Raw genomic sequence first — 15361 nt, 5'->3', positions numbered from 1 at the left:
ACTGTACGTATCGACAGTTTAGTGAGTTTTATCATGACGGCGGAAGGTCACCTTCTCTTTTCTATTGCTTGTGCGGTATTTGCCAAAAATGCCGAGCTGACGCCCGTGCTGGCACAGGGTGACTGGTGGCATATTGTCCCTTCCGCAATCCTGACGTGTTTGTTACCGGACATCGATCACCCAAAGTCGTTTCTTGGGCAGCGATTAAAATGGATATCAAAACCGATCGCCCGCGCTTTTGGGCATCGTGGTTTTACCCACAGTCTGCTGGCGGTATTTGCGCTGCTGGCAACCTTTTACCTTAAGGTTCCGGAAGGCTGGTTCATTCCGGCTGATGCGCTACAAGGAATGGTGCTGGGTTATTTGAGCCACATACTTGCCGATATGCTGACACCCGCCGGTGTTCCCCTGCTCTGGCCATGCCGCTGGCGTTTCCGCTTGCCTATCCTGGTTCCCCAAAAGGGCAACCAACTGGAACGTTTTATCTGCATGGCATTATTTGTCTGGTCGGTATGGATGCCCCATTCATTACCCGAGAACAGCGCTGTTCGTTGGTCATCGCAAATGATCAATACCTTGCAGATCCAGTTTCATCGGCTTATTAAGCATCAGGTTGAATACTAAAAAGACAAAAATCACCTTTCTGGAATAAGCAATTCCATTTGAATATAAGAGCCAGCTCACAGTTCTGTTAATCTTGCGCCAACACTATGACTGCTACGCAGTGATAGAAATAATAAGATCAGGAGAACGGGGATGAACTTTCCATTAATTGCGAACATCGTGGTGTTCGTTGTACTGCTGTTTGCGCTGGCTCAGACCCGCCATAAACAGTGGAGTCTGGCGAAAAAAGTGCTGGTGGGTCTGGTGATGGGTGTGGTTTTTGGCCTTGCCCTGCATACCATTTATGGTTCTGACAGCCAGGTACTTAAAGATTCTGTACAGTGGTTTAACATCGTTGGTAACGGCTATGTTCAACTGCTGCAAATGATCGTTATGCCGTTAGTCTTCGCCTCTATTCTGAGCGCGGTTGCCCGTCTGCATAACGCATCTCAGTTAGGCAAAATCAGTTTTCTGACCATCGGTACGCTTTTGTTTACCACGCTGATTGCGGCGCTGGTCGGTGTGCTGGTCACCAACCTGTTTGGTTTGACGGCTGAAGGTCTGGTTCAGGGTGGTGCAGAAACTGCACGTCTGAACGCCATTGAAAGTAACTATGTTGGTAAAGTCTCTGATCTGAGCGTTCCGCAGCTGGTCTTGTCCTTTATCCCGAAAAACCCGTTTGCCGATCTTACCGGAGCCAATCCGACGTCAATTATCAGCGTGGTAATTTTTGCCGCATTCCTCGGCGTAGCTGCATTGAAACTGCTGAAGGATGATGCGCCGAAAGGTGAACGCGTCTTAGCCGCTATCGATACCCTACAAAGCTGGGTGATGAAACTGGTTCGCCTTGTCATGCAATTGACCCCTTACGGCGTTCTGGCTCTAATGACCAAAGTGGTTGCAGGTTCTAACTTGCAAGACATCATCAAACTGGGAAGTTTCGTTGTCGCGTCCTACCTCGGTCTGCTGATTATGTTTGCAGTGCATGGCATTCTGCTGGGCATTAATGGCGTGAGTCCGCTGAAGTACTTCCGTAAGGTATGGCCTGTGCTGACGTTTGCCTTTACCAGCCGTTCCAGTGCTGCGTCTATCCCACTGAATGTGGAAGCACAAACGCGTCGTCTGGGCGTTCCTGAATCCATCGCCAGTTTCGCCGCCTCTTTCGGTGCAACCATTGGTCAGAACGGCTGCGCCGGTTTGTATCCGGCAATGCTGGCGGTGATGGTTGCGCCTACGGTTGGCATTAACCCGCTGGACCCGATGTGGATTGCGACGCTGGTCGGTATTGTTACCGTTAGTTCCGCAGGCGTTGCCGGTGTCGGTGGTGGTGCAACTTTCGCCGCACTGATTGTGCTGCCTGCGATGGGCCTGCCAGTAACCCTGGTGGCGCTGTTAATCTCCGTTGAACCGCTTATCGACATGGGCCGTACGGCGCTAAACGTTAGTGGCTCGATGACAGCTGGCACGCTGACCAGCCAGTGGCTGAAGCAAACCGATAAAGCCATTCTGGATAGCGAAGACGACGCCGAACTGGCACACCGTTAATTCTTATGCTGGCAACGGTCCGTTTTGTATAGGGGCCGTTGCTTTACTTTTTAAATGTTCCATCGCGGCGATGCATACTGACTCATATTTAAACAGATCGTCAGCGAAAAAAATGTCCAACTTATCAATACATTCCTGGCTCAATGAATGTGCCTGTAGTGAGAAGCTTAAAACCTCATACCCGAGACGTTTTCTAAGTGAACTATCTGGAATACTCATAATATCTTCAAGCACACCACTTCCCATTCCCGGAAGATTTAGTGGATTAAAAAGAAGATTGATATTAAGTATTGATATTATCGAAGGAAACTTTAGGAGACTCTCATTTTTTTGAATCGCAGCAAAAATGCTCCCGGCAGGATGTATATAATTTTTTTCATAGTATATAGTCCTTAAATAATGAATAACCAACCTATTTTTATATTGATCAAATTCGTCATTTTTTCGGGTCAGAATTCACAGGTAAAATCCATCCCAACAAAATTCTCATTAATATCTCTTATCCGAAACTCACTGCCATAAAGATTATTAATTATCACTCTATATTTAACATTGTCCTGCAGATACGTATCAAAACTAAGTGCTGGCGCTCCTGGCTTTGAGGCATCATAGTTAATGTTAGACATATAGGCAATCATACGATTGAAGTTCGACTCTGCTATTTCATCGCAGTCACATTGACCCGTTGATATAAAGAAAGTGAGTGCCGCCATGGTAGACTCAAGCCTTTCTTTAAAAGAGTCGAAAGCCAGGCTTTTAATATTTAAATCACCATAATTACTCTGTATTAAGTTTGTAGAAAACATCTCCCGCCCCATATTGTTAACAAAATTATTATCTCATTTAAATCTAAGTCACTTACAATATAAGTTTAAGAGCGACGCCACAGGATGAACTATCAAAAATAGCTCATCATGATTAGCAAAACTTAACCATTTTAAAATAAATAAACAATTAAAGAAAAAAGATCACTTATTTATAGCAATAGCTCGTCAAAGGCAGCTTTTTGTTACAGGTGGTTTGAATGAATGTAGCAACGAAATGCAGAATTTCAGGTCATGTAACTCCCGGCAAAACCGGGAGGTATGTAATCCTTACTCAGTCACTTCCCCTTCCTGGCGGATCTGATTTGCCCAACGTTGGGCAGATTCAGGCACAGTAAACGCCGGTGAGCGCAGAAATGACTCTCCCATCAGTACAAACGCAACATATTTGCCACGCAGCATCCAGACATCACGAAACGAATCCATCTTTATCGCATGTTCTGGCGGCGCGGGTTCCGTGCGTGGGACATAGCTAATAATCTGGCGGTTTTGCTGGCGGAGCGGTTTCTTCATTACTGGCTTCACTAAACGCATATTAAAAATTAGAAAAACTGTAGTTTAGCCGATTTAGCCCCTGTACGTCCCGCTTTGCGTGTATTTCATAACACCGTTTCCAGAATAGTCTCCGAAGCGGGATCTGGCTGGTGGTCTATAGTTAGAGAGTTTTTTGACCAAAACAGCGGCCCTTTCAGTAATAAATTAAGGAGACGAGTTCAATGTCGCAACATAACGAAAAGAACCCACATCAGCACCAGTCACCACTACACGATTCCAGCGAAGCGAAACCGGGGATGGACTCACTGGCACCTGAGGACGGATCTCATCGTCCAGCGGCTGAACCAACACCGCCAGGTGCACAACCTACCGCCCCTGGGAGCCTGAAAGCCCCTGATACACGTAACGAAAAACTTAATTCTCTGGAAGACGTACGCAAAGGCAGTGGAAATTATGCGCTGACCACTAATCAGGGCGTGCGCATCGCCGATGATCAAAACTCACTGCGTGCCGGTAACCGTGGTCCAACGCTGCTGGAAGATTTTATTCTGCGCGAGAAAATCACCCACTTTGACCATGAGCGCATCCCGGAACGTATTGTTCATGCACGCGGATCAGCAGCTCACGGTTATTTCCAGCCATATAAAAGCTTAAGCGATATCACCAAAGCGGATTTCCTCTCAGATCCGAACAAAATCACCCCAGTATTTGTTAGGTTCTCTACCGTTCAGGGTGGTGCTGGCTCTGCCGATACCGTGCGTGATATCCGTGGCTTTGCCACCAAATTCTATACCGAAGAGGGTATTTTTGACCTTGTTGGCAATAACACGCCAATCTTCTTTATCCAGGATGCGCATAAATTCCCCGATTTTGTTCATGCGGTAAAACCAGAACCACACTGGGCAATTCCACAAGGGCAAAGCGCCCACGATACTTTCTGGGATTATGTTTCTCTGCAACCTGAAACTCTGCACAACGTGATGTGGGCGATGTCGGATCGCGGCATCCCCCGCAGTTACCGCACCATGGAAGGCTTCGGTATTCACACCTTCCGCCTGATTAATGCCGAAGGGAAGGCAACGTTTGTACGTTTCCACTGGAAACCACTGGCAGGTAAAGCCTCACTCGTTTGGGATGAAGCACAAAAACTAACCGGACGTGACCCGGACTTCCACCGCCGCGAGTTGTGGGAAGCCATTGAAGCAGGCGATTTTCCGGAATACGAACTGGGCTTCCAGTTGATTCCTGAAGAAGATGAATTCAAGTTCGACTTCGATCTTCTCGATCCAACCAAACTGATCCCGGAAGAACTGGTGCCCGTTCAGCGTGTCGGCAAAATGGTGCTCAATCGCAACCCGGATAACTTCTTTGCTGAAAACGAACAGGCGGCTTTCCATCCTGGGCATATCGTGCCGGGACTGGACTTCACCAACGATCCGCTGTTGCAGGGACGTTTGTTCTCCTATACCGATACACAAATCAGTCGTCTTGGTGGGCCGAATTTCCATGAGATTCCGATTAACCGTCCGACCTGTCCTTACCACAACTTCCAGCGTGATGGCATGCATCGTATGGGGATCGACACTAACCCGGCGAATTACGAACCGAACTCGATCAACGATAACTGGCCGCGCGAAACACCGCCGGGACCGAAACGCGGCGGTTTTGAATCATATCAGGAACGCGTGGAAGGAAATAAAGTTCGTGAGCGCAGTCCATCGTTTGGCGAATATTATTCCCATCCGCGTCTGTTCTGGCTAAGTCAGACGCCATTCGAGCAGCGTCATATTGTCGATGGTTTCAGTTTTGAGTTAAGCAAAGTCGTTCGTCCGTATATTCGTGAGCGCGTTGTTGACCAGCTGGCGCATATTGATCTCACTCTGGCCCAGGCGGTGGCGAAAAATCTCGGTATCGAACTGACTGACGACCAGCTGAATATCACCCCACCTCCAGACGTCAACGGTCTGAAAAAGGATCCATCCTTAAGTTTGTACGCCATTCCTGACGGTGATGTGAAAGGTCGCGTGGTAGCGATTTTACTTAATGATGAAGTGAGATCGGCAGACCTTCTGGCCATTCTCAAGGCCCTGAAGGCCAAAGGCGTTCATGCCAAACTGCTCTACTCCCGAATGGGTGAAGTGACTGCGGATGACGGTACGGTGTTGCCTATAGCCGCTACCTTTGCCGGTGCGCCTTCGCTGACGGTCGATGCGGTCATTGTCCCTTGCGGCAATATCGCGGATATCGCTGACAACGGCGATGCCAACTACTACCTGATGGAAGCCTACAAACACCTTAAACCGATTGCGCTGGCGGGAGACGCACGCAAGTTTAAAGCAACTATCAAGGTCGCTGACCAGGGTGAAGAAGGGATTGTGGAAGCTGACAGCGCCGACGGTAGTTTTATGGATGAACTGTTAACGCTGATGGCAGCACACCGCGTGTGGTCACGCATTCCTAAGATTGACAAAATTCCGGCGTAAATATGGATAAGGTCACGTCCCCTGGGGAGTGACCTTACCACCTTACTTACACATCAAGATAACTACCCAACCGATAACCACGCTCAGCAATTGCATATTTCAACGACGCTGATGTCAGCACTTCCAGCTCCGTTAACCGTGGGAAACAGTAAGCACTCTTGCGAATCAAATTATCGACAAATGCCGGATGGCACATGACTTCCAGCGAGCGTTCCCCGCGATGGCTGGAATCATCAAGCACTTGCAGGAACAGTGCCTCGCTAATCTCTTCACCATAAAACGCGCTACTGAATCCGTGTGAACTGCGCAGATTAGCCGGTAAATCACCAGCGTTAGATAGCGGCTGACGGTCGATGCGCAACGCAATCCCCTCTTCAGCCGCAAAGCTGGCAACAATCGGGAAAATCTGCGGGAACATATGCACATGATGATGGCTATCAAGATGCGTAGGTTTGCGTCCAAATAGCTCAATGAAACGCAAATACTGACTGGCAAGCTCCTGAGTAATTTCTTCCAGCGGTAAAGCATCTTCTTCTGCCAACTGCCAGATCCATTTTCCCAGCACACCATCGCGGGTTAACCCCGGCATAGCTGTCAGTGGCTTGCCCATAGTAAGGACAAAGTGCATCCCTATGGCCAGACTCGGTTCATCACGACTCAACTGCACCGCATGGTCAATAGCCTGCCCATTCACCAGCGCCGTCGTCGATGTGACAATCCCATTGCGACAGGCCTCGATAATGCCGTAGTTCTGACCTTTGCTTAAGCCAAAATCATCGGCATTAACAATCAGTAAGCGTTCCATAATCAGCCTCGGTTAATGTGCTTTTTTAAGCTCTGCGATGCAGTCGGCAAAATTTGGCAGCCATTTCTCGTGCGCCAGAATCATCTCGCGTGCCAGCAGCTCAGCATCGCGATCGGAATGCACCAACGGACTAAGGTTTAGCGCCAGTAACACATCGTTAAATTCTCCGCTAAGTGCGGCGTTGCTGGCAGCAATCTCGAAGCCTTTAATGGTGTGAATCAGCCCCATCACTTTATCATCGAAATGCGTAATGCGCGGATGTGGCGTCGCGCCATCGCGCCCCAGCTTACAGGTCATTTCTACCGCCCAGTCTGCCGGAATATTATCAATATGCCCATGATGCGGGATATTAACGTAATGTTCAGCTTGCTTGTCGTTGTAGATAGCGTTGATCACTTCGCACGCTGCATCAGAGTAATAAGCCCCACCGCGCTGTTCCAGTTCTTTCGGCTTAACTTTCAACTCCGGATTTTTATACAGCTCAAAAAGTTGTTTCTCGACTTTCTGTACTACCTGTGCTCGTGCGCCGCCTTTGTAGTATTCGCCCATTTCAATAGCCAGCATCTCTTTCTGCTTGAAGTAATACAGCAGATAAGAACATGGCAGCAGATTTAACGAACGAATTAAGCCCTCACTAAATGGCAGATCGTAAATATTTTTTACAGAGGACGCTTTTAACTGCCCTGACGCCACACCATCAAGCAATTCGGCAAAGCGCGACTTGCCATTTACCAGCACATCCTTAATGAACACCATATGGTTGAGGCCGAACAGATCGATAGATAAATCATCGCTGTCTTTCAGCATCAGAACATCGCGAATAAACATCTTCATGCCGATCGGAATATTACACACGCCGATAAAGCGTTTAAATCCGGTATGACGATAAACGGCTTCAGTGACCATTCCCGCCGGGTTAGTGAAGTTAATCACCCATGCATTCGGACAAAGTTCTTCGACATCTTTTACGATGTCAAAAATCACCGGAATGGTACGCAGACCTTTAAACAGACCGCCCGCGCCGTTGGTTTCCTGACCAAGATAACCATGACTTAATGGAATACGTTCATCCAGTTCGCGCGCCGGTAATTGGCCTACGCGCAGTTGGGTAGTAACGAAATCAGCATCTTTCAATGCTTCGCGGCGATCCAGCGTTTTATAAAGCTTCATCGGGACGCCAGCGTTATCAATCATCCGTTGGCAGAGTTCAAAAATGATATCCAGTTTCTCTTTACCATCTTCGACATCCACCAGCCATAATTCGCTGACCGGCAATTCGTGATAACGCTTAATAAATCCTTCCAGTAACTCCGGGGTATAGCTGCTCCCGCCACCAATAGTGACGACTTTTAATTTCTGGCTCATAATTTCTCCCTTCAGTACAGAATACTGATATCTGGCATATCTGCCCCCCCGGACATAAATAATCCAGCAACAGTACAGATATGTGAATTGTCAGGTATAACGACTTACTGATTAAATTCAGTCAATTTCTTACGATAGCTCTTAGGCGTAAAGGACGTTAATTTCTTAAACGTTTTAATAAACAAACTCGGGCTACTATAACCGGCCTCAAACGCAATATCCGTCACGGAATAGTTGGTCATTTCCAGTTGTTTTTTGGCAAAATTAATACGGATCTCATTAATAATCTGCATTGGTGTTTTGCCATAATATCGTTGAGTCGCTCGCGTCAAATATTCCTGTGATTTGGCTGACAACGTCACCATATTCTCCAGCGCCGATTCACTAAACTGCTCTTTATCATGCATCTTTTCTACCGTACTTTTCAGCCACTGCGGTACATCATCAATCACCTGTTCTTCGCGGTAATGACGTAAACGGTTAATGACATAAAAAGTAACCATCTCAACAAACTCTTCCAGCCCTGTTTCGCGGAAATTCAATGAAGAAATCACTGTTTCCACATAGGTGAGAAAAGCGTTATTGGTCCGGTATACCTGCGAAGCGACAAAGCAATAAGGCAACAACGGCAGGTAATGCTGCTCAAAAAAGCGTTTACTGATCCCAACGTTCAATATACGCGTGGCACCAAACTCATAAAAACTTTGATGGTGCGAACCTAACGGAATAAAAACAAAATCGCCCCGTTCCAGTAACACGCGCTTACCGTTAATCTCCTGGAAATAACGCCCGGTTAATACCAGAGTAAATTCATAATAGTCGTGCTGATGCAGCCCACTGATACTCTCAGTTTTGTTATAGATAAACACATGGAAGTTTTTGCCATTAAACAACTGCTGTTCTCGGGCAGTGGCAATTTCCGGCGCGTTAATCACTGGCTGCATCATCGACTCCTTATGCCTTCAGTTTTTCATGAAGCTCAATTAATTCAGTAATCAGTTCACGCGCAAGCATGGACGTCATTAAATGATCCTGAGCGTGGACCAGCACCAGACTCACTTTCATCTTACCTTCGCCCGCATCGCCTTCAATCAGTTTCGTCTGTACCAGATGCGCTTCATTCAATGCCATCCGTGACTGATCCATCATGGCTTTTGCTGCAGCAAAATCGCCCTGCTTCGCCTGTTTCAGTGCCGCATACGCCAGGCTGCGCGCTTGTCCGGAGTTGATGATAAGCCCCATCACCACTTCTTCCAGCTCTTCAGCTTCTGTTTGCGTATCAGGAATATTATCGAGATCCATCATACATCGTTCCTCTCTCTTCTTACCGGCAAGATTACCCGTACCGGCATCGATTAAAATTTCAGGGCGTTAGCGATATCTTCTTCGCTCTCTTCTTTATCAATCGCATTTTGTGCTTTGTTAGCCACCACAACAAAGGGCAGATAAATTAAGGTTGCGATGCCAAGGTTGAAGAGTGCGACCAGCAATGCGGCGACGCTACCGTTGGTGTTAAAGAAGGCTCCCAGACCGGTTGGCATGGTCCACGGTGCAATATTGGTCACCGGAGGAATGATGCCCATGTAGTACGCTGCGAGGGTGATTGCCGCCAGAATCGGTTGTACCAGTACAAACGGGATAAACATCACCGGGTTCATGATAATTGGCAGACCAAACAGAATCGGTTCGTTAATCTGGAAGATGCCGGACGGCAGCGCCAGTTTTGCCACCTGACGATAATCAGCACGGCGAGAGGCGATAAAGATAGCCAGGATCAGGCCTAAAGTCGCACCACTGCCCCCAAGGAAAATAAAGGAGTCCAGCATCGGCTTGGCCCAGATATGGAAGGTCTTACCGGCTGCCAGCGCCGCTTCGACGGAACCATATTGCTGATAGGTCGCGATATTTTCCAGCGCCCACGGCGTCATAATGCCGTTGTCCAGTGCGGTCAGCGCCAGCGCGCCATGAATACCGAAGAACCAGAGCAGTGGAACAAAGATCACATAGGCCCAGCCCACCACGCTACCCAACGATGCCAGTGGGGTTGAGATGGTATCCATAATGATCTGATGGAAGTTGGTGCCCCAGGTATTCAACGCCCAGGCAATAATCCCCATCACGGAAAGAATAATAAAGCCGGGAATTAATGCCGAGAAGGAACGCGATACTGAAGCAGGTACGCTGTCGGGCAGTTTAATGACCCAATTGCGGCGGACAATAAAGGTAAACATTTCTGCCACCACCAGGCCAATAATAATCCCGGAGATGATATTCGCCCCACCTAACCAGTTTGCGCCAACCGCATAGGCCTCACCGACACTATATGGGGTGACGGTCATAAATGCTGCAACGGATAACAACCCCGCCGCCAGCGCATCGACTTTACGCTCTTCTGCCAGCGCCATGCCAATAAAGAACGGTGCCATTAAAGACATTATCCCTAATGTTCCGTTATATACGTTGCCGCCAATACCTTTCAGGCCATTAAGTGTTTCAATGGTTGAGGCGTCGAGGCGAATACCTAAGGAATAAAAAAACGACCCCTCCCCAAAGCTTAGAAAAACGTTGTTAATTAATACAAACATGGCCCCCGCAAGGGTTAACGGCATTAAGCGAATAAAGCCATTTTTGATTGCATTAACGTGTGGCTGCTTTCCTATTTTAACTGCAAAAGGGAGGAGTACCTTTTCAAGCGATGCAATAACATTACTCATAGAAAAATACCCTTAAAAACCGCAATTTAAATATTGCGGTATTGATTTATGAAATAACTCTTTGACGGGAAAATTTAAAATAAATTAATTTGCTGCGGCTTTTTTAATCGCTGCAACCGCAGCCTTAAGCACGCCTAAACCATCGACTTTGCCATAAAGCAGCGAGTCAATTACTTCAACCGGTTTGTTGGGTAACAAACGCTGGATTTCGGGCAACATATAAGCAATCTGCGGCCCTAATAACACGACATCGGCATTCTGACCTTTTTCACCAGCCAGTGTTTCCGGAAATGCTTCAATAATGACCGGAACTTCATATTTTTCTGCCTGTGCGCGCATTTTTGATACCAGTAAAGAGGTAGACATGCCCGCAGAACAAAACAGATAAATGTGTTTCTTTTCCATAAAACTGCCCTCATCGACGATTATCTGTCAGCCAGACACTCCGCAAGCCTTAACCTGCTTCCATGCTCTGGGTAACTTGCGAAACCAACATGACTTTTTTTGTGGCTGAAAGGAGTATACGGTATAGACCTGAGCAATAGTATTTCTTTGACCTTATAAATTGTCTCTCCTTGACCTGCGGTTATGACCCTCTTCACATTTCGGGCAAATAATTCGCGAAGATAATTAAGAACTCAGGCCAAAAAAAACCGGCACAATGGCCGGTTTCCGTTGTTACTCAAGCTTTCAGACGAATTGATTACTTCGCAGCCTGTGGATCAGTGTCGTATTCAGCACAGGTCTGATAACCGGAGTTGATGACATGTCCGGTATCATCTAACGCGACAAAGTAGGTTTCTGCTTTACCATCACGTTGACCCAGGATGTAGGTCTGGCAAGTACCACGAGCATGGATCATGCTCACTTCAGACGAAGGTTTACCCGCAATTTGTGCAACCTGCGCCCGGCTCATGCCTTTTTTGACGTCTTTCACCACAGGCTGTACAAACTGGTCTTTAGTACGATCATAAGCCGTACAACCCGCCAGCATGGTTAATACCGCCGCTGCACTCAGAATTCCTGCCATATTCTTGTTCATATTCCGTCCTCTTGTTTATCAGCGTGTTAGATAAGCCTGGAATACATTGGGCGCTTTTTCAAGCCCGTGAACGAAACGGCTCCGCTTTCAGAGGATTCCTGTATGACGTTTTAACCACCATTCAGCCCGCTGTCGCTTGTCGTTTCAGTGGCAACGGGTTAGCTTTAAGGAAGTTTTGTCTTTTCTGTCTGGAGGGGTTCAATGACATTGCAACAACAAATAATAAAGGCGCTGGGCGCAAAACCGCAGATTAATGCTGAAGAGGAAATTCGTCGTAGTATCGATTTTCTGAAAAGCTACCTGCAAACTTATCCGTTCATTAAATCACTGGTGCTCGGGATCAGCGGCGGTCAGGACTCCACGCTTGCCGGAAAGCTGTGCCAGATGGCGATTAATGAGCTGCGCCTGGAAACCGGCAACGAATCACTGCAATTTATTGCCGTACGCCTGCCCTATGGTGTTCAGGCTGACGAACAAGATTGTCAGGATGCCATTGCCTTTATTCAACCGGATCGCGTATTAACCGTTAATATCAAGGGCGCGGTATTGGCTAGCGAGCAGGCATTGCGGGAAGCAGGCATTGAACTGAGCGATTTTGTCCGTGGCAATGAAAAAGCGCGTGAGCGGATGAAAGCACAATATAGCATTGCGGGTATGACCAGCGGTGTCGTGGTGGGCACCGATCATGCAGCAGAAGCCATTACCGGATTCTTCACTAAATATGGTGACGGCGGTACGGATATTAATCCGCTGTATCGTCTCAACAAACGCCAGGGTAAACAGTTGCTGACGGCATTAGGTTGCCCGGAACACCTTTATAAGAAAGCCCCAACGGCCGATCTGGAAGATGATCGCCCTTCTCTGCCAGATGAAGTGGCACTCGGCGTGACCTATGACAATATCGACGACTATCTGGAAGGGAAAAACGTACCTGAACAGGTCGCCAGAACAATAGAGAACTGGTATCTGAAAACCGAACATAAACGCCGTCCGCCAATTACCGTTTTCGATGATTTCTGGAAAAAGTAATAATTTGCACATAATGGTTTGTGCGAAAAAGAGTAATTTGTTCACGCCGGATGCGGCGTGAACGCCTTATTCGACCTACAAAACTATGCAAATTCAATATATTGCAGGAGTCGAATAGGCCTGACAGGCGTAGCACGTCAGACGGTGTAACCTTTGTCATCGACCCGCCTCTTTTTTAATCGCTTCCCGCCTGTTACACTGGATAGATAACCAGCATTCGGAGTCAACAGTGGTACGGCGTTTAACTTCTCCGCGGCTCGAATTTGAAGCTGCGGCAATTTATGAATATCCCGAACATTTACGTTCATTCCTTAATGACTTACCCACCCGACCAGGGGTGTATCTGTTTCATGGCGAAAGTGACACCATGCCGCTCTATATCGGCAAAAGCGTTAATATCCGCAGTCGGGTGCTTTCTCATATACGCACCCCGGATGAAGCCGCCATGCTACGGCAATCCCGGCGAATTAGCTGGATCTGCACCGCAGGCGAAATCGGCGCTCTGCTCCTTGAAGCGCGATTAATCAAAGAACAACAGCCGCTGTTTAATAAACGGTTGCGCCGCAATCGCCAGCTCTGTGCCCTGCAATTAAATGAAAAGCGCGTCGATGTGGTGTATGCCAAAGAGGTGGATTTTTCACGAGCCCCCAACCTGTTTGGCCTGTTTGCCAATAGGCGCGCAGCTTTGCAAGCATTGCAGAGCATCGCTGATGAACAAAAACTTTGTTATGGCCTGCTGGGACTGGAACCGTTAAGTCGCGGTCGTGCATGTTCCGTTCAGCGCTAAAACGTTGCGCCGGAGCATGCTGCGGTAAAGAGAGCCATGAGGAACATGCGCTACGCTTGCGCCAGTCTCTGGAGCGTTTGCGGGTGGTGTGTTGGCCTTGGCAAGGTGCGGTGGCACTGAAAGAACAGCACCCGGAAATGACTCAATATCATATTATTCAAAACTGGCTGTGGCTGGGGGCGGTTAATTCGCTGGAAGAAGCGACAACGTTAATTCGGACACCCGCCGGGTTTGATCACGACGGTTATAAAATTCTTTGTAAGCCGCTGCTTTCCGGTAACTATGAAATTACTGAACTTGATCCGGCGAATGACCAGCGAGCCAGTTGATTTCACTGAACAACAGTTTACCTTGCGGTTGTAAAAGCCGCAGGGTGTGCCTGCCATCGAACCAGCACGCGCCCTGGTCGGTAGTGAGCAATTTATCGCCCAGTTGCCACGCCCCGTTAATCACAAACACCACCCCGCCGCGTGAGCCAAAGGTAGTAAACGTACGTTCGGCAATTCTGACTTTCGCCTTACAGACATCCAGGCGTGTCATGATGTTGAAATCCATCGACATCTGCCCTGCCGTCAGTTTCGCTTTTACCACCTGGTCCGCTGCAAAGGCAAAAGGCTGTAACGGTTTTAAGGTATGGTTAAAGCGGTCTGCGCTTTCAAGGAACATCTCGCCGCCTTCCAGCAACGTCACTATCCTTTCCATGCCGGGAAACAAAGAAAACTCCCCATTCGCCGCGATGGATGCAATGCTGGCACGCCAGTAAAAATCACGTTTTGCCGGTGGGAAAGTGCAAATTTCGCGCGTTTCACCGGCAGCGTTTCGCCACAGATTCACCGACATTTTACGCATATCAAAGTATTCCATACTCGCTCCCGGCCCGTTCTTTTCATTGTTATCGTTCAGGTAACCGTGGATGGTTATCGGCAACTCGGATGATTTACGTTAGTGGTGATCAGGCTTTTTTACAACTGTTTGAGAAGAGAAAAGAAAACCGCCGATCCTGTCCACCGCATTACTGCAAGGTAGTGGACAAGACCGGCGGTCTTAAGTTTTTTGGCTGAAAGATTATTCAGCAGTTGCAGGCATTTTACCTTTTGCCGCTGGACGTTCTGTCAGACGCTTCTCAAAATTAGCATTAAATTGCTTTTTCTGTTCCGGCGTCAGGATGTTGTAAATTTTGTTCTGGGTTTCCATGTGCGCCAGCATGTTAGCTTTGCGCTGTTCTTCCATTTTTGCGATCTGCGCTTCAGCTTTTGCTTTATCGAAGGTATCGCTGGCAATGATGTCATGCATTGCGCGGCGTTCTTCCAGCGGCGGACGTTTCATCTGGTCACGCTGGCCTTTCATGATTTCGCGGATCTGCTGTTTCTGCGCGTCGGTCAGGTTCAGGTCTTTGAACATCATGTCCTGATGCGGACCGAACTTGCCTTTGTGGTGCATCATCGGCTTCGCGTCAGCCGGTGCTGCGGTAGTGGTGTCTGCGGCATGGGCCAGGTTAGCCGCGCCAAGAGCCAGGGTAGAGGCAACAAACAGTGCAGTTAATTTACGCATATTCTATATCCTTCCTTTCAGTTATTTATTACGGCTTTCTTAAGTAGCGTGCCGTGTTGACGAGATTAACTTTACTGACTTTAGCGTCAATTAATCAGAGCAACGGTAAAACAATGAA

The 15361-nt window shown here is 47.9% G+C and carries 14 protein-coding genes and 2 pseudogenes; 5 read left to right on the top strand and 11 right to left on the bottom strand.

The features are described 5' to 3' along the window. Positions 1-33: 33 nt before the first annotated feature. Complete coding sequence (locus HGD79_RS02425; protein WP_001297653.1) at positions 34-624, top strand: metal-dependent hydrolase; 591 nt, start codon at positions 34-36, stop codon at positions 622-624. A gap of 132 nt (positions 625-756) precedes the next feature. Then, entirely contained in the window at positions 757-2148 is a 1392-nt protein-coding gene (gene tcyP, locus HGD79_RS02420) for a cystine/sulfocysteine:cation symporter (protein ID WP_001010697.1), read from the top strand. Positions 2149-2151: 3 nt separating this feature from the next. On the opposite strand, the pseudogene HGD79_RS26485 reads toward tcyP, so the two are convergent. Both HGD79_RS26485 and cedA read right to left on the bottom strand, forming a co-directional pair. Further along, positions 2152-2954, bottom strand: a pseudogene (locus HGD79_RS26485) (hypothetical protein). A 288-nt stretch (positions 2955-3242) separates the two neighbouring features. Beyond that, on the bottom strand, positions 3243-3506 hold the full coding sequence (gene cedA / locus HGD79_RS02405) for a cell division activator CedA (RefSeq protein ID WP_001241561.1): 264 nt from the start codon (positions 3504-3506) through the stop codon (positions 3243-3245). 182 nt (positions 3507-3688) lie between these two features. Here cedA and katE point away from each other — a divergent pair, with 182 nt between their 5' ends. Next, entirely contained in the window at positions 3689-5950 is a 2262-nt protein-coding gene (katE, locus tag HGD79_RS02400) for a catalase HPII (protein ID WP_168848276.1), read from the top strand. A gap of 46 nt (positions 5951-5996) precedes the next feature. On the opposite strand, the gene chbG is transcribed toward katE, so the two are convergent. The 7 genes from chbG to osmE all read right to left on the bottom strand — a co-directional run bounded on the left by chbG (position 5997) and on the right by osmE (position 11876). Beyond that, complete coding sequence (gene chbG, locus HGD79_RS02395) at positions 5997-6755, bottom strand: chitin disaccharide deacetylase (protein ID WP_000440460.1); 759 nt, start codon at positions 6753-6755, stop codon at positions 5997-5999. Between the two features lie 12 nt (positions 6756-6767). Next, complete coding sequence (gene celF / locus HGD79_RS02390) at positions 6768-8120, bottom strand: 6-phospho-beta-glucosidase (RefSeq protein WP_168848275.1); 1353 nt, start codon at positions 8118-8120, stop codon at positions 6768-6770. A gap of 104 nt (positions 8121-8224) precedes the next feature. Then, positions 8225-9067: a transcriptional regulator ChbR gene (gene chbR, locus HGD79_RS02385; RefSeq protein WP_000983653.1), complete on the bottom strand. Its 843-nt coding sequence runs from the start codon at positions 9065-9067 to the stop codon at positions 8225-8227. A gap of 7 nt (positions 9068-9074) precedes the next feature. After that, positions 9075-9425 (bottom strand): PTS N,N'-diacetylchitobiose transporter subunit IIA, encoded by a 351-nt coding sequence (gene chbA, locus HGD79_RS02380; protein WP_000968919.1) that lies wholly within the window; start codon positions 9423-9425, stop codon positions 9075-9077. Positions 9426-9475: 50 nt separating this feature from the next. Beyond that, positions 9476-10834, bottom strand: coding sequence for a PTS N,N'-diacetylchitobiose transporter subunit IIC (gene chbC / locus HGD79_RS02375; RefSeq protein WP_000073041.1), 1359 nt, complete (start codon positions 10832-10834; stop codon positions 9476-9478). Positions 10835-10918: 84 nt separating this feature from the next. Beyond that, positions 10919-11239, bottom strand: coding sequence for a PTS N,N'-diacetylchitobiose transporter subunit IIB (gene chbB / locus HGD79_RS02370; RefSeq protein ID WP_000412169.1), 321 nt, complete (start codon positions 11237-11239; stop codon positions 10919-10921). A gap of 298 nt (positions 11240-11537) precedes the next feature. Next, positions 11538-11876, bottom strand: a complete 339-nt coding sequence (gene osmE, locus HGD79_RS02365) for an osmotically-inducible lipoprotein OsmE (RefSeq protein ID WP_001039044.1) — start codon at positions 11874-11876, stop codon at positions 11538-11540. A gap of 201 nt (positions 11877-12077) precedes the next feature. Here osmE and nadE point away from each other — a divergent pair, with 201 nt between their 5' ends. Continuing rightward, positions 12078-12905, top strand: coding sequence for an ammonia-dependent NAD(+) synthetase (gene nadE / locus HGD79_RS02360; protein ID WP_000175010.1), 828 nt, complete (start codon positions 12078-12080; stop codon positions 12903-12905). A 229-nt stretch (positions 12906-13134) separates the two neighbouring features. Continuing rightward, positions 13135-14021 (top strand): annotated as a pseudogene (gene cho, locus HGD79_RS02355) (excinuclease Cho). On the opposite strand, the gene ves reads toward cho, so the two are convergent. Continuing rightward, complete coding sequence (gene ves / locus HGD79_RS02350) at positions 13981-14556, bottom strand: environmental stress-induced protein Ves (protein ID WP_000455601.1); 576 nt, start codon at positions 14554-14556, stop codon at positions 13981-13983. The pseudogene cho and the gene ves overlap by 41 nt on opposite strands. Before the next feature lie 201 nt (positions 14557-14757). Continuing rightward, positions 14758-15243: an ATP-independent periplasmic protein-refolding chaperone Spy gene (gene spy / locus HGD79_RS02345; RefSeq protein ID WP_001228981.1), complete on the bottom strand. Its 486-nt coding sequence runs from the start codon at positions 15241-15243 to the stop codon at positions 14758-14760. Positions 15244-15361 lie beyond the last annotated feature (118 nt).

This window comes from Escherichia sp. SCLE84 (assembly GCF_012584495.1).
In the GTDB taxonomy this organism is placed as follows: Bacteria; Pseudomonadota; Gammaproteobacteria; order Enterobacterales; family Enterobacteriaceae; genus ECMA0423.
This window is presented reverse-complemented; position numbering and strand designations above follow the sequence as displayed.